This window comes from Pseudomonas sp. St29 (assembly GCF_001547915.1).
Taxonomy (GTDB): Bacteria; Pseudomonadota; Gammaproteobacteria; order Pseudomonadales; family Pseudomonadaceae; genus Aquipseudomonas.
The window spans coordinates 1,703,962-1,723,670 of record NZ_AP014628.1; the positions used below are offsets into that span (position 1 = coordinate 1,703,962).

Annotated in this window: 21 protein-coding genes; 11 read left to right on the forward strand and 10 right to left on the reverse strand. The window is 64.4% G+C overall.

The features are described from left to right. The first annotated feature begins 22 nt into the window (after positions 1-22). Positions 23-1,258 (forward strand): hypothetical protein, encoded by a 1,236-nt coding sequence (locus PST29_RS07705; RefSeq protein ID WP_060838027.1) that lies wholly within the window; start codon positions 23-25, stop codon positions 1,256-1,258. 60 nt (positions 1,259-1,318) lie between these two features. On the opposite strand, the gene PST29_RS07710 is transcribed toward PST29_RS07705, so the two are convergent. From PST29_RS07710 to PST29_RS07725, 4 genes are all read right to left on the reverse strand, one after another. Continuing rightward, positions 1,319-1,690: a YgaP family membrane protein gene (locus PST29_RS07710; RefSeq protein WP_060838028.1), complete on the reverse strand. Its 372-nt coding sequence runs from the start codon at positions 1,688-1,690 to the stop codon at positions 1,319-1,321. Between the two features lie 81 nt (positions 1,691-1,771). Next, positions 1,772-2,239 carry an RNA methyltransferase gene (locus PST29_RS07715; protein ID WP_011059840.1) on the reverse strand — a complete coding sequence of 156 codons (468 nt, stop codon included), beginning with the start codon at positions 2,237-2,239 and terminating at the stop codon, positions 1,772-1,774. A 245-nt stretch (positions 2,240-2,484) separates the two neighbouring features. Then, positions 2,485-2,862: a YajD family HNH nuclease gene (locus PST29_RS07720; RefSeq protein ID WP_011059841.1), complete on the reverse strand. Its 378-nt coding sequence runs from the start codon at positions 2,860-2,862 to the stop codon at positions 2,485-2,487. Positions 2,863-2,911: 49 nt separating this feature from the next. Next, positions 2,912-3,598 (reverse strand): spermidine synthase, encoded by a 687-nt coding sequence (locus PST29_RS07725; protein WP_060838029.1) that lies wholly within the window; start codon positions 3,596-3,598, stop codon positions 2,912-2,914. Between the two features lie 75 nt (positions 3,599-3,673). Here PST29_RS07725 and PST29_RS07730 point away from each other — a divergent pair, with 75 nt between their 5' ends. Next, positions 3,674-3,985, forward strand: a complete 312-nt coding sequence (locus PST29_RS07730) for a hypothetical protein (RefSeq protein WP_060842752.1) — start codon at positions 3,674-3,676, stop codon at positions 3,983-3,985. A 167-nt stretch (positions 3,986-4,152) separates the two neighbouring features. Here the strand turns inward: PST29_RS07730 and PST29_RS07735 are convergent, their stop codons facing one another. Both PST29_RS07735 and PST29_RS07740 read right to left on the reverse strand, forming a co-directional pair. Then, positions 4,153-4,626, reverse strand: coding sequence for a cyclic nucleotide-binding domain-containing protein (locus PST29_RS07735; RefSeq protein WP_060842753.1), 474 nt, complete (start codon positions 4,624-4,626; stop codon positions 4,153-4,155). Positions 4,627-4,729: 103 nt separating this feature from the next. Then, positions 4,730-6,784, reverse strand: a complete 2,055-nt coding sequence (locus PST29_RS07740; RefSeq protein WP_060842754.1) for a S9 family peptidase — start codon at positions 6,782-6,784, stop codon at positions 4,730-4,732. Between the two features lie 100 nt (positions 6,785-6,884). Here PST29_RS07740 and PST29_RS07745 point away from each other — a divergent pair, with 100 nt between their 5' ends. The 3 genes from PST29_RS07745 to PST29_RS07755 are packed head-to-tail and all read left to right on the forward strand — an operon-like array spanning position 6,885 to position 8,741. Next, entirely contained in the window at positions 6,885-7,379 is a 495-nt protein-coding gene (locus PST29_RS07745) for a hypothetical protein (RefSeq protein WP_060842755.1), read from the forward strand. Positions 7,380-7,411: 32 nt separating this feature from the next. Beyond that, on the forward strand, positions 7,412-8,188 hold the full coding sequence (locus tag PST29_RS07750) for a class II glutamine amidotransferase (RefSeq protein ID WP_060838034.1): 777 nt from the start codon (positions 7,412-7,414) through the stop codon (positions 8,186-8,188). Between the two features lie 10 nt (positions 8,189-8,198). Further along, positions 8,199-8,741, forward strand: a complete 543-nt coding sequence (locus PST29_RS07755; RefSeq protein ID WP_060838035.1) for a DUF2937 family protein — start codon at positions 8,199-8,201, stop codon at positions 8,739-8,741. 108 nt (positions 8,742-8,849) lie between these two features. Here PST29_RS07755 and PST29_RS07760 read toward each other — a convergent pair whose 3' ends face one another. Continuing rightward, positions 8,850-9,770 carry a LysR family transcriptional regulator gene (locus PST29_RS07760; protein ID WP_060838036.1) on the reverse strand — a complete coding sequence of 307 codons (921 nt, stop codon included), beginning with the start codon at positions 9,768-9,770 and terminating at the stop codon, positions 8,850-8,852. Between the two features lie 137 nt (positions 9,771-9,907). Between PST29_RS07760 and PST29_RS07765 the strand changes: the two genes are divergently transcribed. The 4 genes from PST29_RS07765 (at position 9,908) to PST29_RS07780 (ending at position 13,631) form a co-directional block, all read left to right on the forward strand. After that, positions 9,908-11,191 (forward strand): MFS transporter, encoded by a 1,284-nt coding sequence (locus PST29_RS07765; protein WP_060842756.1) that lies wholly within the window; start codon positions 9,908-9,910, stop codon positions 11,189-11,191. A 72-nt stretch (positions 11,192-11,263) separates the two neighbouring features. Beyond that, positions 11,264-12,016, forward strand: coding sequence for a 5-oxoprolinase subunit PxpA (locus PST29_RS07770; RefSeq protein ID WP_060842757.1), 753 nt, complete (start codon positions 11,264-11,266; stop codon positions 12,014-12,016). Further along, a complete protein-coding gene (pxpB, locus tag PST29_RS07775) occupies positions 12,013-12,717 on the forward strand; it encodes a 5-oxoprolinase subunit PxpB (RefSeq protein ID WP_060842758.1) in 705 nt (234 codons plus the stop codon). Before PST29_RS07770 ends, pxpB begins: the two co-directional genes overlap by 4 nt. After that, positions 12,714-13,631, forward strand: a complete 918-nt coding sequence (locus PST29_RS07780; RefSeq protein WP_060842759.1) for a biotin-dependent carboxyltransferase family protein — start codon at positions 12,714-12,716, stop codon at positions 13,629-13,631. The genes pxpB and PST29_RS07780 overlap by 4 nt, the downstream gene beginning before the upstream one ends. A 113-nt stretch (positions 13,632-13,744) precedes the next feature. Here PST29_RS07780 and PST29_RS07785 read toward each other — a convergent pair whose 3' ends face one another. From PST29_RS07785 to PST29_RS07795, 3 genes are all read right to left on the reverse strand, one after another. Next, complete coding sequence (locus PST29_RS07785) at positions 13,745-14,923, reverse strand: vWA domain-containing protein (protein ID WP_060838041.1); 1,179 nt, start codon at positions 14,921-14,923, stop codon at positions 13,745-13,747. 164 nt (positions 14,924-15,087) lie between these two features. Beyond that, on the reverse strand, positions 15,088-15,933 hold the full coding sequence (locus tag PST29_RS07790) for an AAA family ATPase (RefSeq protein WP_047284378.1): 846 nt from the start codon (positions 15,931-15,933) through the stop codon (positions 15,088-15,090). 141 nt (positions 15,934-16,074) lie between these two features. Continuing rightward, positions 16,075-17,151 (reverse strand): DUF748 domain-containing protein, encoded by a 1,077-nt coding sequence (locus PST29_RS07795; RefSeq protein WP_060842760.1) that lies wholly within the window; start codon positions 17,149-17,151, stop codon positions 16,075-16,077. 127 nt (positions 17,152-17,278) lie between these two features. On the opposite strand from PST29_RS07795, the gene cysK reads away from it, so the two are divergent. Together cysK and PST29_RS07805 are read left to right on the forward strand one after the other, a co-directional pair. Then, positions 17,279-18,253 carry a cysteine synthase A gene (gene cysK / locus PST29_RS07800; protein ID WP_060838043.1) on the forward strand — a complete coding sequence of 325 codons (975 nt, stop codon included), beginning with the start codon at positions 17,279-17,281 and terminating at the stop codon, positions 18,251-18,253. Positions 18,254-18,477: 224 nt separating this feature from the next. Next, positions 18,478-19,416 carry an aspartyl/asparaginyl beta-hydroxylase domain-containing protein gene (locus PST29_RS07805; protein WP_060838044.1) on the forward strand — a complete coding sequence of 313 codons (939 nt, stop codon included), beginning with the start codon at positions 18,478-18,480 and terminating at the stop codon, positions 19,414-19,416. The last annotated feature ends 293 nt before the right edge of the window (positions 19,417-19,709 follow it).

Consider the following 19,709-nt stretch of genomic DNA (forward strand, 5'->3'; position numbering starts at 1 on the left):
GCCTGCCAAGCAAGGAGTGGGTATGAGGGTGGGGGCGAAGCTGGCGCTGGTCGCGGCGCTGCTGGCGATGAGCGCATCGGCCTTGGCGGCGAACAAGGTCGATCTGAATTATCACGTGCGTTTTCTGCCTCAGAGCGATCAGGCCGAAGTGCGCCTGACCCTGGCCGAGGGCTCGGCACTGCGCAGCCTGGATTTCGACCTGGGCCAGGACGGCGACTACAGCGACTTCAAGGCCGACGGTCAATGGCAGGCGGCCGCCGCCGATGGCGGGGGCCAGCGCGGTATCTGGCGTCCGGCCCGTGGCAGCGCCAGCCTCAGCTACCGGGTGCGCCTGAGCCACAGCATCAAGAAGGGCAGCTACGACAGCCGCAGCAGCGCCAACTGGGCGCTGCTGCGCGGCGAAACCCTGGTGCCGCCGGCCCGTATCGACCAGCAGGACGGGGTCGAGCTGGTGTCGCGTCTGGACTTCGATTTGCCCGCCGGCTGGAAGAGCATCGAGACCGCCTGGCCACGCATCGGCAAGAACCGCTTCCGCATCGACAACCCCTCGCGCCTGTTCGACCGCCCCACCGGCTGGATGCTGGCCGGCAACCTGGGCAGCCGCCGCACGCGCCTGGGGGCCACCGAGGTCAGCGTTGCCTCGCCCCTGGGCCAGGGCATGCGGCGCATGGATGTGCTGACGCTGCTGACCTTTGTCTGGCCGCAAGTGCAGGCGGTGTTTCCCCGCCAGCCGGGCAAGTTGCTGATTGTCGGTGCCGCCGATCCGATGTGGCGGGGCAGCCTGGCCGGGCGCGATTCGCTGTTCCTCCACAGTCGCCTGCCGCTGGTCAGCGAGAGCGGCAGCAGTCCTTTGCTGCGCGAGCTGGTGCAGTCGTTGGCGCGCATCAACGACAGCCAGCGCAGCGACTGGATCAGCGAAGGCCTGGCCGAGTACTACGCCATTGAATTGCTGCGCCGCGCGGGTGGCATCAGTGACGAGCGTTATCAGGTTCTGCACCAGCACCTGATCAAGGACAGCCACAAGGTCAGCAGCCTGCGGGGCGAACAGGTGGACAGCGCCACGGTGGCCAAGGCGGTGTTGCTGTTGCAGGAACTGGACCGGGAAATCCGCCTCAAGACCCGCAACAAACGCTCACTGGACGATGTGCTGCAAGGGGCGATGCGCCTGCAGAGCGTCAGCACCGCCGAATTCATCAAGCTGAGCGAAAGCGTGCTGGGGGAATCGTCCAAGGTGCTCGACAGCCCCTTGCTGCACTGAGCCGAAGAGCCGCCAGGACCCGGGAGCCGGTCCCGGGTGTCCGCAGCGGACGGCGCAAGCTCAGGCCTTGGGCGTTTTCACGGCATCGTTGCTGGCGGCCTTGGCATTGCGCCCGGCGGCCTCGGCATTGGCCTTCAGGTTGCGCAGTTCATCACCGGCGCGCTCGATCTTGGTCCGCACCTGATGCAGGTCCTGGCGGCCTTTTTCCAGCAGGCTCTTGGCCGAGCTGTGGCCACTGATCCCGCGGGCCAGGGCCACGCCGCCAATGGCCACCTGAATCAGGCCGAACAGGCCGCCGCGGCGCAGGCCCTTGCCCAGCATCACCACACCCCCCGCCAGGGAGCCGATGCGTTCCCAACCCTGGACGTTCTGTGTCGGCTGACTGGACAACGGGGCCGGCTCGATGGTTTGCAGCTGTTTGCGCTCGCTCATGATCTGTCTCCAAAGGACATAAGGGTATGCAGCTGACTGCACCTGGGGCACGGGGGTTCCCGCCAATTGTCCGGCGTGCCTTCAGAACTTGGGCCCGGAGCGGGTGTTGTTGCCTTTGGCCAGGCGGTCGTAGAGCACCACGTTGACCGTGGCGGCCAGGTTCATGCAGCCGGTGGTGGGGATATAGACCACGTCCTCGCACCAGTCGCGGATCTCCTTGTCGAGGGAGCCGTCTTCCGGGCCGAAGATGTACAGCGCGCGATCCGGGTGGGTGTATTCCGGCAGCGGGCGAGCGCCTTCCACCAGTTCCACGGCCACCGGGATGCAGCCCAGGGGGAGGATTTTCTTCAGGTCGTCGATGCCGATCAGGGGAATGTCCTGGTGGACCTTCTTGGTGTCGGTGACGAAGTCGCGGGCACGCTCATAGCGCTTGCCGGTGTAGAACACCGAGGCGACGCCATAGCAGCCGGCGGCACGCATCACCGAACCGACGTTCTCCGGTGACTTGGGGTTATACAAACCGATGCAGCTGTACCTTTTGTTTGCCACGAGCAGGAAGCCTTGGGGGAAAAGAGCGCGATTATACGGAGATTGCCCACCGCTCGGGGGCTTGTTGTGGCGAGGGCGCTTGCTCCCGCTGGAGTGCGCAGCACTCCCCAGGACGGCACTGGCGCAGTGGCTGAAAAGCCCTGGTGGCGGTTTTTGGGGCCGCTTTGCGACTCCGCGGGAGCAAGCTCCCTCGCCACAGGGTTTTCCATACAGGGATCGTTAGCGCAGGGCCCGGCTGCCGGCACTCACTCCGGGTCTTTCTTCATCAACCCGGCCAGGGCGGCGAACGGGTTGTGGGTCGCCTTGGCGACTTTCGGCGTGCTCAGCGAGCCTTCGCCGAAGTACTGCTGGTCGGTGTAGCGCGAGTGCTCGTTGTCGTGGCAGTACAGGCACAACAGCTCCCAGTTGGAGCCGTCCTGGGGGTTGTTGTCGTGGTTGTGATCGCGGTGGTGCACGGTCAGCTCGCTCAGGCGCTTGCCGGAGAATTCCCGGGCGCAGCGGCCGCAGACGTGGGGGTACATCTTCAGTGCCTTGTCGCGGTAGCCCATTTCCCGGTCGCGCTGGGCGTCGGCAAGGATACGGTCCAGCTTGGCGGTGTTGGACGGGGGAGTGGACGAACTCATGGGTTCACCTTTGTAGAAGGACTAATGACGGTAATGGACGAAGTTTAGCTCAGGCCTTGAGCTTCTCGGCAATCCAGATGGTGTGCCGGGTGCCGCGATTGCCGTGGGCGAACACCTGCACTTGCTCGGCCTTGAAGCCGGCCTTGCGCAGGCGCTCGGAGAATTTCTGGTCGGCGCTGGCCGACCATACCGCGAGGATGCCCTTGGGCCGCAGCGCCCGGGAGCAGGCGGCGAGGCCGGTGCTGGAATAGAGCCAGCTGTTGGCTTTCTGGGTCAGGCCCTCGGGGCCGTTGTCGACGTCGAGCATGATTGCGTCAAAACCCTGGGGCTCGGCTTGCAGGACCTTGGCCACGTCTTCCAGGCGGATCACCGTGCGCGGGTCCAGCAGCGGTCGGCCGGACTTTTCCCCGAGCGGGCCGCGGTTCCATTCCACCACCCCGGGCACCAGTTCGGCGACCACCACCTCGGCGTTCTGGCCCAGGTGCTTGAGGGCTGCGGCCAGGGTGAAGCCCATGCCCAGGCCGCCGATCAGCACCCGCGAGTTCGGGCGCCCGGCGACCTTGCTGCAAGGGATCTGCGCCAGGGCGTCCTCGGAGCCGTGCATGCGGGTGTTCATCAACTGGCCGCCGTCGCCGCCCTGGATCTTGATGACGAAATCCTCACCGTATTCGAACAGGCACAAGGCACCGCCGCTTTCAGGAATCGGAGTAGTGTCCAGCAGTACGAAACGTTTCATGGGGATCTCATTGAGGAAGGCAAAACCTCCCGGTTGGGAGTAGCCTGACGCCAGACAATAGCAATGGAGCCATTGATGAAGCGCACTATTCTAACGGTGATTGCCCAAGCGGCGCTCGCCCTGACCGCCGCCCTGGCGCTGAATGCCGGCCCGGCCCTGGCCGACGAGCCGCAAAGCGCCCCGGTGGTGACCCCGACGCCCAACCTCGGCACCCCGGGCACCGCAACGCCCACGCCTTATCCGCAAGTGACCCCGCCCAGCACGCCCAAAGCCGGCAGCAGTGGCAGCGCGCCCCTGCTGCCGCCGATCGACATGCCCAAGCCACCCAAGGACCAGACCCTGCCGGGGCTGGAGCAGAACGACAACAAGCCCAAGGTCCAGGGTTAATGCCTGAACCGGCCTATGTGGCGAGGGAGCTTGCTCCCGCTCGGCTGCGTAGCGGCCGCATTAGCTGAGTCCGCGTTGTGACGGTTGAAACCGGGTGGTGGCCTTTGGGGCGGCTACGCCACCCAGCGGGAGCAAGCTCCCTCGCCACAGGTTGGGTATCCCGTGGCTCAGATCTGTTGCGCGAGCAATTGTCCGTCGGCCATGCGCAGACGCTTGGACAGCGACACGGCCAGGGCGCGGATGATCTTGGCGGCGATCTTCGGCGCTTCGTTGAGCATCTTCTCCAGGGAGTCCTTGCCCAGGTTGAGCAACTGGCAATCACTGGCCGCCACGCAAGTGGCCGAGCGCCGTTCGCCATCGAGTACCGCCATCTCGCCAAAGGCCCGGCCGCTGCGCAGAGTGGCGATGGTCAGGGGCTGGCCGTCCAGGGTGCTCTTTTGCACGGACACCTGGCCGCTGTGGATGATGCACATGAAGCTGCCGGCATCGCCCTCGCGGAAAATCGCCTGGCCCTGGGCGATGCTGCTGATGCTGAAGTAGCCGGCCGCCGCGTTGAAGTCGGCGGGCAGCAGTTGATCGAACAGGCCGCAGTCCATCAGCCAGTCGCGGATCTCGTTGTTCAGTAAGGTGGGTTCGGACATGGGATCAGGGTCTTTTTCTTGTGTCTGTTGCGCGGGCGCGAGCCCGGTCCGGCATTTGCCGGCGGCGGTCCTGGGTTAAGACAGAAGCGCCGCCGAGAGTTCCTCAGCCCAGGCCCAGAATGTTCAGGACAAAGGCATATTCGAGGGCTACGTCACGTAATCCCTGGTAACGACCGCTCATGCCGCCATGCCCGGCGCCGAGTTCGGTCTTGAGCAGCAGCGGGTTATCGTCGGTCTTGGTGGCCCGCAGCCGAGCCACCCATTTCGCCGCTTCCCAGTACTGCACGCGACTGTCGTTGTAGCCGGCGATCACCAGGGTGGCCGGGTAGGCCTGGGCGCGGACGTTCTCGTAGGGCGCGTAGGCCTTGATCCGCTCATGGACTTCCGGCTCCTCGGGGTTGCCCCATTCGTCGTATTCGGTGACGGTCAGCGGCAGCTCCGGATCGAGCATGGTGTTGAGCACATCGACGAAGGGCACTTCGGCGATGGCCACCCGGAACAGTTCGGGGCGCTGGTTGAGCACCGCGCCGATCAGTAGGCCGCCGGCGCTGCCGCCGCTGATGGCCAGCTGTTGGGCGCTGGTTCGGCCCTGGGCGATCAGGTGTTCGGCACAGGCGATGAAGTCGCTGAAGGTGTTCTGCTTGTGTTCCTGCTTGCCGGCGCGGTACCAGGCTTCGCCCAGTTCGCCGCCGCCGCGCACGTGGGCGATGGCAAAGGCCACACCGCGATCGAGCAGGCTCAGGCGCGCGTGGGAGAACCAGGGGTCGAGGCTCTCGCCATAGGCGCCGTAGCCGTAGAGGTACAGGGGCGTCGGCCGGCCCAGGCACTCGCGCTTGACCACCAGGCTGATGGGCACCTGGGTGCCGTCGGCCGCGGTGGCCCAGAGGCGCTGGCTGACGTAGGCGTCGGCATCGAAGGGGCCCAGCACCGGGGTTTCCTTGAGCACCTGCTGCTGGCCGTCGGCCAGTTGCAACTGGCGCACCTGGGCCGGGCGATTGAGCGCCTCGTAGCGCAGGCGGATGCGTGAGCTGGAAAACTCCAGGCTGTTCTGCACATGCAGGCTGTAGGCGGCATCCGGCAGTTGCACACGATAGGCGGGCAGGCCTTGCGGGTGCACTTCGATGATCGGCAGGCCGCCTTCGCGCAGGCTCAGGGTCATGGCGCCGGCGTTGAGGGTCACGCCATCGAGCATCACCTCGGGGTTGTGCGGCACCAGCAGTTGCCAGTGGTCTTGCTCGGGGATCGCGCCGTTGTCCGCGGCCTGGTAGAGGGCGAAGTTGATGCCTGCGCGATTGCTGCGGATGAACCAGGTCCACTGGCCGTCGAGCTGGCCATGGTCGACATCGTATTCATGGCCTTCGACCCGAGGCGCCATGCAGGTAAAGGGCTGCTCCGGCCGCGCGGCGTCCAGGACCCAGGTCTCGCCGGTGGTCTTGCTGCCCAGGGACAGCAGCAACTGGCGCTCGGAGCTTGAGCGGTAGCAGTGCAGGAAGAAGCGCCCGTCCGGCTCGTGGAACACTTCTTCGGCGGCCGTGCCGTCCAGGCGGTAGCGCAACAGTTTGTGCGGGCGGTGAGTGTCGTCCAGCTCGCCAAAGAACAGGGTCAGGCTGTCGTTGGCCCAGGTCATGCTGCCATCGCAGTTGTCGAAGGACAGTTCGCTGACCTTGCCGGTGGACAGCTCCTTGACGAACAGGGTGTAGATTTCCTCGCCGGTGGTATCGAGGCTGTAGGCCAGGCGCTGGTGGTCGGGGCTGATGCTGAAGGCGCCCAGGGAGAAAAAGCCGCCATTGGCCAGGGCGTTGGGGTCCAGCAGCAGTTGCTCGCGGCTTTCGTCGACCGTCAGGCTGTCGTCCGCCGGGCGCGGGCAGCGGTAGTGGCGAGCGTATTCGTCACCGGCGGTGGTGCGGGTGTAGTACAGGTACGGGCCCCAGGGCGAGGGCAGGGACAGGTCGGTTTCGAGGATCCGGCCCTTGATCTCCTGGAACAGCGTCTCGCGCAGCGGCGCCTGGTGCGCCAGCTGGGCGTCGAGGTAGCTGTTTTCAGCCTTCAGGTAATCGAGCACCGCGTCGGTGTCGCGTTCCTGCAGCCAGGCATACGGGTCAGCGCCGTCGGCCTTGTGGGCAATCGGGGCACTGCTGTCGTTGGCGGGTAAGGGCATGGGTGGCTCTCGGGCGATGACAAATGAGGGCTGGGCAGACGGCGTTGCAGCCTGACACGGCAAAAGTCGTTATCATAAGCGCCTCTTTGCCTGCCTTGCCATGGACACCATGACCGAGAACGACTATCTGATCGCCTGGGGGCTCTATGCCTTCGCCGCCTTGGGCTGCCTGCTGGTGTGGATGCGCCTGACCCGCTGGATGTGGCGCTGGCTGCGCGAGCCGCTGCGTGTGCTGATGGCGGTGCTGCTGTTCAGCCCCACCATCATCGACTCGGTCAAGGATAAATTTGCCCCGGCCATCGCCATCACGGCCCTGGACATCGCCTTCAAGGTGGGCAACAACGCCTGGCGCGCGGTATCCGACCTGTTCATGTACGGCATGATCGCCTTCGGCGTGTACCTGCTGTTCGTGCTGATCCGCTGGCCCATCGAGCGCGCCGCCAGGGAGCGCCGCGAGCGTCATGAAGCGGCGAAAGCCGCGGCCAAGGCCGCCGAAGTCGAGGATGACCAGCCCTTTGGCGGTGCCGGCAACGACCGTTATGGTCGGCCTGCCGCAGGCACTCCCCTGAATACGCGGGTCGAGCCGCGTCTGTAACCTGGCCCCGGCATTCAAGCGAGAGTCCGAGCATGTGTGAGTTATTGGGCATGAGCGCCAATGTACCGACCGATATCGTCTTCAGCTTTACCGGGCTGATGCAACGTGGTGGCCGTACCGGTCCCCACCGCGACGGTTGGGGCATCGCCTTCTACGAAGGCCGTGGCCTGCGCCTGTTCCAGGACCCGGCGGCCAGCTGCGAGTCGGAAGTGGCCAATCTGGTGCAGCGCTACCCGATCAAGAGCGAAGTGGTGATCGGCCACATTCGCCAGGCCAACGTCGGCAAGGTCTGCCTGGCCAATACCCATCCCTTTGTCCGCGAGCTCTGGGGCCGCAACTGGTGCTTTGCCCATAACGGCCAGTTGGCGGACTTCCAGCCCCGGGCCAGCTTCTATCGCCCAGTGGGGGACACCGACAGCGAGGCGGCGTTCTGCGACTTGCTCAACCGGGTGCGCGAAGCCTTTCCCGAACCGGTGGAAGTCGAGCAACTGCTGCCGATCCTGATCCGGGCCTGCAGCGAATACCGCAGCAAAGGCGTGTTCAACGGGCTGCTCAGTGACGGTGACTGGCTGTTCTGCTTCTGCTCCACCAAGCTGGCGCAGATCACCCGGCGCGCGCCGTTCGGCCCGGCCCGGCTCAAGGATGTCGATGTGATCGTCGACTTCCAGGCGGAAACCACGCCCAACGACGTAGTGACCGTGATCGCCACCGAACCTTTGACCGAAAACGAAACCTGGACCCGCTATCAGCCGGGCCAATGGAGCCTGTGGCGGCGCGGTGAATGCGTCAGCCACGGCCAGACCGAATAAGGACATCTCTATGTTGCTCAGTTATCTGCGGCTGGTGTTGTTCGCCGCCGGCCTGTTGGTCGGTGTGCAAGTGCCGGGTTTCATCAGCGATTACGCCAAGCGTGTGGAAGCCCACTTGATTGAGTCGCAGAACAGCCTGCGGGGCTTCCAGAGCACCGCGCAGCAGTTCTTCAAGGGTGATCTGAATGCCCTGGTGGCCCATTACCGCGCCAGCGAAGACCCGGTGTTTCGCAGCGATGCCGAGAGTCTGAGCGGCTTGCTGCATCGCCAGCTGGCCCTGGACAAGCAATACCAGGCCATGCAGGGCCCCTGGTACATCCGCCTGCTGCAAGTGGCCCTGGCGCCCGACCCGGATATCCGCAAGGAAACCTGGGACGGCTACAGCTACCAGATCCTGCTGACCCCGGAAGCGATGATCTGGGGCATGAGCGGCGCCATGCTGCTGTCCTTCGGCCTTGAGTGCCTGTACCGCCTGATCGATTGGGTGGTCCTGGGTGGCCGGCGCCTGCGCCAGAGCCGTCCCATCGAGGAACGCGACCTCAAGGGCCTCTGACCTCTGTAGGAGCCGGCTTGCCGGCGAAGGGGCCTGCAAGTCCTGCGCCTGGCTGCAGATCGCTTTCGCTGGCAAGCCAGCTCCTGCGAAGGGGGGGGAGGGCGATGTTTACTGCGGGGCGATCAGTACCAGGTAATCCTCGCCGACCTGCTGCCCATAGCGCTGCACCACGCGCTGGCACAGCTGCACGATGTCCTCCACCAATTCCACGCCGACCCGCCACGACACCACCACCTGCAGGTTGGGCGGGCGCTGGTCGATGGCCAGCAGGGTCAGTTCGCCGCGGGCCAGCTCTTCGCGCACCAGCACCGGCGGCAGGGCGCCAATGCCGAAGCCGTCGCGCAGCAGGCGAGTGATGGCCGATACCGAGTTCACGCAATTGAGCCGTGGCGCCAGTACCCCGTTGGCCTGCATCAGGCTCAGCACCTGCTGGTGGGGCAGGGAGTTCTTCGAGTAGGTGATGATCCGCTCCTGGGCCAGTTCGGCCAGGCTGGCGTAGTCGCGGTTGTAGATCGAATTGCTGGCGGCGATCCAGCCCACCGGGTGGCTGGCCACTTCCAGGCTGCGGATGCTTTCCTGGCGCAGCAGGTCGGTCTGCAGCACCAGGTCGAGGAAGCCTTTTTGCAACTGGTCGCACAGATTCAGCGAAGTGTCGGCCACCAGCTCGATTTCCACTTGCGGGTAGTGGTCCATCAGTTCCGTCACCAGGGGGCTGAGCCAGGTATGGATCACCGTGTCCATGACCCCGATGCGCATCCGTCCGACCTTGCTCGACGGCGCCTCGATGGACTGTTTCAGCAGGTGCAGGGTGTCGAGCATCTGCTCGGCGTGCTCCAGCACCTTGAGCCCTTGCGGGGTCAGGCTGACGCCCCGGGAATCGCGCAGGAACAGCTTGACCCCCAGTTCGCCTTCCAGCACCGCGATGCGGCTGGAGATCGCTGCCTGGGTGGTGAAGAGTTTTTCCGCGGTGAGGCTGAAGCTCTTGAGCCGCGCCACCCAGACGAAGGTTTCGAGAAACTTGAGATTCATGGGATCAACTTTTCTTATGCCTTGGGGCGGTTTTTATTAGTTGGACGCGTCGGGCGTCCGAGTCGAAGAATGCGCCAACCCAAGATATGCGTCGTCTGGGCCCAGAACAACACCAATAAATCACCCTGGAGATCGCCATGAGTGCGCCCGAAACCCTGGCCGCCAAGGCCCCGCGCCGCGCCGGTCCGTTTGACTGGTACCGGGATATAAACCAGCAGGAACGCCGCACCTTCTGGAGCTGCAAGATCGGTTATGGCCTGGATGGCATGGACACCCAGATGCTCAGCTTCGTGATCCCGACCCTGATCGCGCTGTGGGGCATCACCTCCGCCGAAGCCGGCCTGATCCATACCAGCACCTTGCTGGCCTCCGCCCTGGGAGGCTGGATCGCCGGGATTCTCTCCGACCGCATCGGTCGGGTGCGTACCTTGCAACTCACGGTGCTGTGGTTCGCGTTTTTCACCTTTCTCTGCGGCCTGGCCCAGAACTACCAGCAGTTGCTGATCGCCCGGACCCTGATGGGCTTCGGCTTCGGTGGCGAATGGACCGCCGGCGCGGTGCTGATCGGCGAGGTGATTCGCGCCAAGAACCGTGGCAAGGCGGTGGGCATGGTGCAGTCCGGCTGGGCGCTGGGCTGGGGCCTGACGGCGATCCTCTATGCGCTGCTGTTCTCCTGGCTACCGCCGGAAGACGCCTGGCGCGGGCTGTTTCTGCTGGGCATCCTGCCGGCGATCTTCGTGATCTTCGTCCGCCGCCTGGTCAAGGATCCCGAGGTCTACCGGGAAACCCGCGCCCGTGAGAAACCCAGCAACCCGGCGCGGTTCTACGAGATCTTCGCCCCGGGGATCCTCAGCACCACCCTGCGTGCGTCGTTGCTGGCAGCCGGCGCCCAGGGCGGCTACTACGCCATCACCTTCTGGCTGCCGACCTTTCTCAAGACCGAGCGCGGCCTCAGCGTGCTGAGCACCGGCGGCTACCTGGCCATGGTGATCGCCGGCTCCTATGTGGGTTACGTGGTCAGCGCCTACCTGACCGACATTCTCGGGCGCAAGAAGAACTTCGTGCTGTTCGCCGCGGGGTCTTTCACCATCGTCCTGCTGTACACGCAGATGCCGGTGAGCAACGCGGTAATGCTCTGGCTGGGCTTTCCCCTGGGCTTCTTCGCTTCGGGGATCTTCAGCGGCATGGGGGCTTTTCTCACCGAGCTGTTCCCCACCCGCATCCGCGGTTCCGGCCAGGGTTTCTGCTACAACAGCGGCCGGGCGCTGGCGGCGCTGTTTCCGCTGCTGATCGGCCTGCTCAGCCAGCACGTGCCCCTGAGCGTGGCCATCGGCACGTTCGCCGCGGTGTCCTACGGCGTGGTGGTGCTGGCGGCCCTGAGCCTGCCGGAAACCCGCGGCAAGGAACTTGAGGCGCACTAACTGATAATCTGCGCGGGCATTGCGCGACAGCCCTGCAGCTGACCCACAACAAGAACCACAGGAGCACCGACCATGAGCCGCCTGTTATTGAATTGCGACATCGGCGAGAGCTTTGGCAACTGGACCCTGGGCCTGGATGCCGAAGTCATGCCCTTTATCGACTGCGCCAACATTGCCTGCGGCTTTCATGCCGGCGACCCGGGCATCATGCGCAAGACCGTGGCCCTGGCCCTGACCAATGGCGTGCGCATCGGCGCGCACCCGGCCTATCAGGACCTGGCCGGTTTCGGCCGCCGCTCCATGAGCTATTCGCCCGAGGAAATCCGCGACCTGCTGCACTACCAGATCGGCGCGCTGGACGGCATCTGCCGGGCCCAGGGCGCGCGGGTCAGCTACGTCAAACCCCATGGCGCGATGTACAACGACATGATGGCCAAGCCAGCCCAGTTGCGGGCGGTGATCCAGGCGGTGGCGGCCTATGATCCGCAGCTGCCGCTGATGCTCATGGCCACCCGCGACAACAGCGCGGCCCGGGCCCTGGGCGACGAATACGGTGTGACCCTGTGGTTCGAGGCCTTTGCCGATCGCGCCTACGACAACGCCGGGCACCTGGTGTCGCGGCAACTGCCGGGGGCGGTGCACCACGACTCGGCCACCATCATCGACCAGGCCCTGACCATTGCCCGGTGCGAGCCCCTGACCGCCAGCGACGGCAGCGCCTTGCTGCTGCAGGCCGACACCCTGTGCGTGCACGGCGACAACGCCAGTTCGGTGGCCGCGGTGCAGCGTATTCGCCAGGCCCTGAACCAGCAGTCCGGCCTATGAAACCACAGGTTGAAGTCGTCGCCATCGACTGCCTGATGGTGCGCCTGTTCGAGGTGATCGCCGAGGACAACATGCCCTGGATGCTGGCCGCCGCCGAAGGGCTGCGGCGGGCCTTTGGCGAGTCTCTGGTCGATCTGGTGCCGTCCTATACCACGCTGATGGTGCATTACGACCTGCTGGCCCTGAGTCCGGCCGAGGCCCGGCAGCGGATCGAGGTCGCCTTGACCGATCTGGCGCCCGGCACCACCGGGGCCGGGCGCGAGCATGTGCTGCCGGTGTGGTACGACCCCAGTGTCGGGCCGGAGCTGGCGCTGTTGTCCCGCCGCAGCGGGCTGTCGGTGGCCGAGGTGATCCAGCGTCACAGCCAGCGTGAATATCAAGTGTTTGCCCTGGGCTTCGCGCCCGGATTCGCCTTCATGGGGCTGGTGGAAGAAGCGCTGGCGACGCCGCGGCTGAACACCCCGCGCAAGCGGGTGGCGGCGGGCAGCGTGGGGATTGCCGAGCGACAGACCGCCGCTTACCCGGTGGTATCGCCGGGGGGCTGGAACCTGATCGGCCGTACCCCGAGCCGCCTGTTCGATCGCGAGCGCGACGGCTACAGCCTGATGCAGCCGGGGGACCGGGTGCGCTTTGCCGCGGTGGACCGAAGCGAGTTCCTGCGCCTGGGGGGCGATGACACGCCGCTGGAGGTGCCTGCATGAGCCGCTTGATGATCGAGGCCAGCACCCCGCTGTGCCTGCTGCAGGATGCCGGGCGCTTTGGCGTGCGCCATTTGGGCGTGACCCAGGGCGGGGCGCTGGATTGGGTGTCGATGTCCTGGGCCAACTGGCTGCTGGGCAATGCCCTGGATGCGCCGGTGGTGGAAATCACCCTGGGCGGCTTCACCCTCATGGCCGAGGACTATTGCCTGCTGGCCCTGGCCGGGGCCGACCTGGGGGCTTATGTCGATGAACGACCGTTGAGCCCGGGGCGCAGTTTCATCCTGCAAAAGGGCCAGCGCCTGCGCTTTACCCAACCCTTCCTGGGCGCTCGGGCCTACCTGGCGGCGCCGTGTGGTTTCGATGCGCCCAAGGTCCTGGGCAGTTGCGCCAGCGTGCAGCGCGAGGCCCTTGGCGGGCTCGACGGTTACGGCCGGGCGCTGAGCGAGGGTGGGGTACTGAGCTATTCGGGCACTGGTGGGGCGCTCAAGAGCCTGACGGCTGCGCAGTTGCCGGATTGGCAATCCGCTGCACCGCTGGAGGTGATCCTCGGCGCGCAGATCGGCCAGTTCAGCGGCCTGAGCCTGTTCGATGCCTTCAACAGCACCTGGACCCTGGACAGCCGCGCCGATCGCATGGGCGCGCGCTTGCTCGGGCCGACCTTGCAGTATCAGGGCCGGCCGATGATTTCCGAGGGCATTCCCCTGGGGGCGATCCAGGTGCCGCCGGACGGCCAGCCGATCGTCCTGCTCAACGACCGGCAGACCATTGGCGGCTATCCGCGCTTGGGGGCCTTGACCCCGTTATCCCTGGCGCGGCTGGCGCAGTGCTTGCCGGGCAGCGAGGTGCGATTGACACCGGTGGTGCAGGAAACGGCGCATCGGCAGCAGGTGGCGTTCTTGCGCAGGTTTGGGTAGTGGCTGAAGGCGGTCGCTTCGCGCCCGTTCGCAGCCTGCGGCAGCGGCTACAGGGGGCTCTGTAGCCGCTGTCGAGCCATGGCGAGGCTGCGAAAAGGCCCGCAAGGCCGCGCTTACTTGGACAGGAAACGCATGCCTTCTTCCAGGCCACGCAAGGTCAGCGGGTACATCTGGTCTTCGATCAACTCGCGCACGATGTTGGTCGAGGCGGTGTAGCCCCAGGTGTCCTTCGGGTAGGGGTTGATCCAGATGAGCTTCTTGTACTTCTCCATGAAGCGCTGCATCCACACATAACCGGCCTCTTCGTTCCAGTGTTCGACGCTGCCGCCGGCCTGGGTGATTTCATAGGGGGCCATGGCGGCATCGCCGACGAAGATCACCTTGTAGTCGGCGCCGTACTTGTGCAGCAGGTCCTGGGTGGAGGTGCGTTCCGAGCCGCGACGCAGGTTGTTCTTCCACACCGATTCATAGATGAAGTTGTGGAAGTAGTAGTACTCCAGGTGCTTGAACTCGGTCTTGCAGGCCGAGAACAGCTCCTCGCAGATCTTCACGTGGGCATCCATGGAGCCGCCGATGTCGAACAGCAACAGCAGCTTGATGTTGTTGCGCCGTTCCGGGCGCATCTGGATGTTCAGCAGCCCGGCGTCGCGAGCGGTGTGGTCGATGGTGCCGTCGATGTCCAGCTCGTCCGCGGCGCCCTGGCGCGCGAACTTGCGCAGGCGGCGCAGGGCCACCTTGATGTTGCGGGTGCCCAGTTCCACCGAGTCGTCGAGGTTCTTGTACTCGCGCTGGTCCCAGACTTTCACCGCCTTGCCCTGGCGCTTGCCGGCGTCGCCGACGCGAATGCCTTCCGGGTTGAAGCCGCCGGAACCGAAGGGGCTGGTGCCGCCGGTGCCGATCCACTTGTTGCCGCCGGCGTGGCGTTCCTTCTGTTCTTCCAGGCGTTTCTTGAACTCTTCGATGAGCTTGTCCAGGCCGCCCAGGGACTGGATCTGCGCCCGTTCCTCATCCGTCAGCGAACGCTCGAATTCCTTGCGCAGCCAATCCTCGGGGATCAGCGCCTGCAGGTGGTCGTCGAGTTTTTCCAGGCCGTTGAAGTAGGCGCCGAAGGCCCGGTCGAACTTGTCGAAATGCCGTTCGTCCTTCACCAGGATCGCCCGGGCCAGGTAGTAGAACTCGTCCATGTCGGCGAAGGTCACGCGCTGCTTGAGCGCGTTGATCAGGTCCAGCAGTTCGCGCACCGACACCGGCACCTTGGCCGCGCGCATTTCATTGAACAGGTTGAGCAGCATGACTATCGCTCTCTAATGATCTAGGGGTCTGTTCAAAAGCTCGCCGAGCGGCGATCAGGCAAGGCAGAAACAGCTGAGGAGGCGGAGTTTAGCGAGCTAAATGAGCATTCCGAACCGGTTTCTAACGCAGCATGATCGACGCGCAGGCAGCTTCTGGGCAGAGCCTAACGACTACCGCGACGGCTCATGAAGGCCAGGCGTTCCAGCAACTGCACGTCCTGCTCGTTCTTCACCAGCGCGCCGGCCAGGGGCGGGATGGCCTTGGTCGGATCGCGCTCGCGCAGCACCGCCTCGCCGATGTTGTCGGCCATCAAGAGCTTGAGCCAGTCCACCAGTTCCGAGGTCGAGGGCTTCTTCTTCAGGCCCGGCACCTTGCGCACGTCGAAGAACACGTCCAGGGCTTCGCTGACCAGGTCCTTCTTGATGTCCGGGTAGTGCACGTCGACGATCTTCTGCAGGGTGGCGCGATCAGGGAAGGCGATGTAGTGGAAGAAGCAGCGACGCAGGAAGGCGTCCGGCAGTTCCTTCTCGTTGTTGGAGGTAATGATGATGATCGGCCGCTGCTTGGCCTTGATGGTCTCGTCGATCTCGTAGACGTAGAACTCCATCTTGTCGAGCTCTTGCAGCAGGTCGTTGGGGAACTCGATGTCGGCCTTGTCGATCTCGTCGATCAGCAGGATTACCCGCTCCTCGGATTCGAAGGCTTCCCAGAGCTTGCCCTTCTTCAGGTAGTTGCGGATGTCGTGGACCTTGTCCACCCCCAGCTGCGAGTCGCGCAGGCGGCTGACCGCGTCGTACTCATACAGACCCTGGTGGGCCTTGGTGGTGGACTTGATGTGCCAGGTGATCAGCTTGGCGCCGAAGGATTCGGCCAGTTGCTCGGCGAGCATGGTCTTGCCGGTGCCGGGTTCGCCCTTGACCAGCAGCGGACGCTCCAGAGTGATGGCGGCGTTGACTGCCAGCTTCAGGTCATCGGTGGCGACGTATGCGCTGGTGCCTTCGAACTTCATCTGCAATTCCTCGAACGGTGACGGCGAGCTGCCCGGGGCAGGTCGGTTGAATTGATGCGATGCGCGACTATAACGCGGCGCCCGGTCGACTGTGAACGTAGACGCCCCATTCAGTCTCTGAATGGAGCGTCACGGGGTGACTCAGTCAGTCGAGGGCTTGGGCTGTTCATAGCGGGCGTTGAAGGCCTGGATGAAACCGTTGCGCAAAATCTGCAAAAACGCAGAGAACGCGCTGATATCTTGCCGGTGCACGTTGCCGCTGAGCTCGACCCGGGTGGCGAACTGGTTCTTGCGCTGGTTCTTCAGCAGGGTTTCGCCGGCCCCCACCAGGGCCTCCCATACCGAGCGGAAAATGCTCTTGTTGCGGTTCTCCACGTCCTGCTGCCAGTTGAAGACTTCCACGTCCCGCAGCAGCGGCTTGATATAGCCATGCAGTTGGCCCTTGTCGGCCTGGGCTTCGATCACCACGTCGCCGTGTCCGGCATTGAAGTCGAACTTGCCGTAGGCCGAGGCGAAGTCGTTGAAACGTTTGAGTTCGATATCCCGGGCCCGCAGACGGAATTCGAAGTCCTCGAAATTGCTCAGGGGGTCGAAGGTGGCGGTGCTTTCCATGGGGGCCTGGCCTTGCAGCAAGGCCTTGCCGTCGAAGCGCGCGTCGCGCTTGCCCTGGCTGTCGACCACGTTGGTCAGGTTGTAGAAGCTGGCGTTGACCTGGGTGGCACCGATGTTCACCGGCGGCGTGGAGCTGAAGTTGCGAAAGTGGATCTTGCCGTCCTCGATCCGCACTTCGTCGAGGGTGATGGGCAGCAGCTTGCCCAACTGCGCCCGCCAGTCGGTGCCGGCACCGGTCTGCGAGGCCTGCTGGTCGGCGCCGCCGTCGACGAAGTTCAGCTCCGGCTGGACGAACAGCGCCTTGGCCACCACGGCGTGGTCGTACCACAGCGAATGCCAGCTCACCGAGAGGTCGATCAGTGGTGCCTTGACGAAGGGCACCGGCACCTTGCCGCTGACCTTGATGATCTCCAGTCCGTTGATGCGGTAGGCGCCGCGCCACAGGGCCAGGTCGATGTCGCTGATGCGTCCGCGGTAGTCGCCCATGTCCGCCAGCTTGTCGTTCAGGTAGTCGCGCACCAGGTAGGGCAGGGCAATGTGCAGGCTCACCAGTAGCACCACCAGGCTTGCCAGGGTCCACAGGGGCCAACGATAACGAGCTTTCATGATCAGCAGTCTCCGGCCGTATACAGGCATTGACTGCCCGCGATCGCAGTCGTTCGGCGCGACTGGACGCTCAAGGGCACCAGGCATACCCTTGGGAACTTCTTCACTGCTGCATAAGGACCCAGCCATGAGCCGAATTTTTGCTGACAACGCCCATTCCATCGGTAATACGCCCTTGGTGCAGATCAACCGCATCGCCCCGCGCGGGGTGACCATCCTGGCCAAGATCGAAGGGCGCAACCCGGGCTACTCGGTGAAGTGCCGGATCGGCGCCAACATGATCTGGGACGCCGAAAGCAGCGGCAAGCTCAAGCCGGGGATGACCATCGTCGAGCCCACTTCGGGCAACACCGGGATCGGCCTGGCCTTCGTTGCAGCGGCTCGTGGCTACAAACTGATGCTGACCATGCCGGCGTCCATGAGCATCGAGCGGCGCAAGGTGCTCAAGGCCCTGGGTGCGGAGCTGGTGCTGACCGAGCCGGCCAAGGGCATGAAGGGGGCGATTGAAAAGGCCGCCGAGATCCTGGCCAGCGATCCGTCCAAGTACTTCATGCCGCAGCAGTTCGACAATCCGGCCAACCCGGCGATCCACGAGAAAACCACCGGTCCGGAAATCTGGAACGACACCGACGGCGCCGTGGACGTGCTGGTGGCCGGGGTCGGCACCGGCGGCACCATCAGCGGCGTGTCGCGCTACATCAAGAAGACCCAGGGCAAACCTATCCTGTCGGTGGCGGTGGAGCCGGCGACTTCGCCGGTGATCAGCCAGAAGCTTGCCGGTGAAGAGATCAAGCCCAGCCCCCACAAGATCCAGGGCATCGGTGCCGGCTTCGTGCCGAAGAACCTCGATCTGGCCATGGTCGACCGGGTGGAGCTGGTGACCGATGAAGAGTCCAAGGCCATGGCCCTGCGCCTGATGCAGGAAGAGGGGATTCTCTGCGGGATTTCCTGCGGTGCGGCAATGGCGGTGGCGGTGCGTCTGGCGGAAACCCCGGAAATGCAGGGCAAGACCATCGTGGTGATCCTGCCGGACTCCGGCGAGCGCTATCTGTCGAGCATGCTGTTCAGCGACCTGTTCACCGAGCAGGAAAACCAGCAGTAACGCACCCCGGGCATTCGTCGGCAGGCACCGACGTGCCGGCGAATGCTGATCCACATTAGGCAAGGGCCTGGTCGCTTGTGCTACTTAAGCGCCTTTGTTGCACGACCGTTAACACTGAATGTTGAGTCGTGCGGGTTTTTCCAGGGTCCAGGAGTGTTTATCATTGCCGGCTGCCAGGTCGGGTGAACACTCCCCACAGGTGCCTATTTCCAAGGAGTCGTTGCATGAGCTTTTCCTTTGCCGCCAAGTTCGCGGTGTTGTCGCTGTTCGTCGGCAGCATCCTTTACGTGCATCTGCGCGGCAAGGCGCGTCTGCCGGTACTGCGCCAGTTCGTCAACCATTCGGCGCTGTTCGCCCCCTACAACGCATTGATGTACCTGTTCTCCGGGGTGCCTTCCAAGCCCTACCTGGATCGCAGCAAGTTCCCCGAGCTGGATATCCTGCGGGACAACTGGCAGGTGATCCGCGAAGAGGCCATGCATCTGTTCGATGAGGGCTACATTCGTGCGGCCGAGAAGAACAACGATGCCGGCTTCGGTTCGTTCTTCAAGAAGGGCTGGAAGCGCTTCTACCTCAAGTGGTACGACAAGCCGCTGCCTTCGGCCGCTGCCCTGTGCCCCAAGACCGTCGAGCTGGTGAGCGCCATTCCCAACGTCAAGGGCGCGATGTTCGCACTGCTGCCCGGTGGCAGCCACCTGAACCCGCACCGCGATCCCTTTGCCGGTTCCCTGCGTTATCACCTGGGCCTGTCGACCCCCAACTCCGATGCCTGCCGGATTTTCGTCGATGGCGAGGAATACGCCTGGCGCGACGGTGAAGACGTGATGTTCGACGAAACCTATGTGCACTGGGTGAAGAACGAAACCGAAACCACCCGAGTGATCCTGTTCTGCGACATCGAGCGGCCGTTGAGCAGCCCGCTGATGACCCGCATCAACCGCTGGGTCAGCGCCCAGTTGGGGCGTGCCACCGCGCCGCAGAACCTCGACGACGAGCGCGTCGGCGGAATCAACCAGGCCTACGCCTGGAGCAAGCGCTTCAGCGACAGCTTCAGTGGCGTGGTCAAGCAGTGGAAGCGCCGCAACCCCAAGCTCTACCGCATTCTGCGTCCGGTGCTGGCGGTGCTGGTGCTGGTCCTGTTGTGGAAGTGGTTGTTCGGATAAATCTTGCAACGCCTCTCGGGCGCTGGTTATAGTCGGCGCCCTGTGAGTCCTGCAACTCACGTTCCTCCTCTTCGAGAACCATCGGCACATGGCTTTTTCCCCTCTCAACGCGGTAGTGCTTTCAGCGGTCAACGCTGGCGTCGTGCCGTGCGGGAATCAGCAGCCTGTGCAGATCGGTCAGTACCCCCCACCTGTCAGTAGCACGCCGGTGTACGCAGTCGTATCACCGCCGGGCGTTGGCTTTTCGGGCTGATCGGCATCGCTGCTGTTCCCGGTTCCCGCCTGAACCAAAC